The sequence below is a fragment of the Sodalis-like endosymbiont of Proechinophthirus fluctus genome, assembly GCF_001602625.1.
Lineage (GTDB): Bacteria > Pseudomonadota > Gammaproteobacteria > Enterobacterales > Enterobacteriaceae.
This window is the reverse complement of the sequence record NZ_LECR01000074.1, coordinates 17,003-17,776: the sequence shown is the minus strand read 5'-3', so window position 1 is coordinate 17,776 and position 774 is coordinate 17,003. Positions and strand designations below refer to the sequence as shown.

Annotated in this window: 1 protein-coding gene; it reads left to right on the top strand. The window is 51.8% G+C overall.

Annotation, left to right across the window (positions count from 1 at the left end):
- Positions 1 to 120: 120 nt before the first annotated feature.
- Positions 121 to 609, top strand: a complete 489-nt coding sequence (gene mreD, locus BG74_RS07180) for a rod shape-determining protein MreD (protein WP_066597529.1) — start codon at positions 121 to 123, stop codon at positions 607 to 609.
- The last annotated feature ends 165 nt before the right edge of the window (positions 610 to 774 follow it).

The following is a 774-nucleotide window of genomic DNA, read 5'->3' as shown; positions in this document are numbered from 1 at the left end:
GAACAGTACTAACCGCTCGGTTAGCACGGGGAGCAACAGTGGCAACCAGGACGCCTCTGGTGCTGCCCAAAACGCCACACTGCCGCCGCAGCTCCTGTTTGGTGGCTCAGGAGAGGAACAATGAATAGGTATCACCGCCACGGTGGCTGGATTATTTGGCTCTCCTTCCTTGTCGCGATTGTTCTGCAAATCATGCCCTGGCCGCCGCAGCTGTACCTTTTTCGTCCCTCCTGGCTCAATTTGCTGCTGATTTACTGGGTGATGGTGCTGCCACACCGGGTCAACGTGGGCACTGGTTTTATCTTCGGGCTGATTATGGATTTGATTCTCGGTTCAACCTTGGGTGTACGTGCACTAGCGCTCAGTATTCTCGCTTATCTGGTGGTATTCAAATTTCAGTTATTTCGCAATATGGCCCTTTGGCAACAGACGCTGATTGTGATACTGCTGTCATTAACAAACCAGGTGATCGTATTCTGGGCGGAGTTTTTGGTGATCAAAATTTCGTTCCGCCCGGAAATATTCTGGAGCAGCGTGGTGGATGGCGTATTGTGGCCCTGGTTGTTCCTGCTAATGTGCAAAATACGCCGTCAATTTGCCGTGCAGTAGCGAGAAAAAGAAACCGCGATGAAGGTGATTTATTTGGCGTCAAGCTTGCTCTAGCGCAGAGAATTACTGGCGCCGCTGGATATTCCTTTTGCGATGATTACCACCCTGGTGGAAGGAAGCCGCAGATGCGCAGAGAAAAGCGCGGTAGACTACGTCCAGCGGCCA

What these genes read in the sequence shown, in the direction of transcription:
- mreD (WP_066597529.1), top strand. Translation starts at nt 121, where the DNA reads ATGAATAGGTATCACCGCCACGGTGGCTGGATTATTTGGCTCTCCTTC.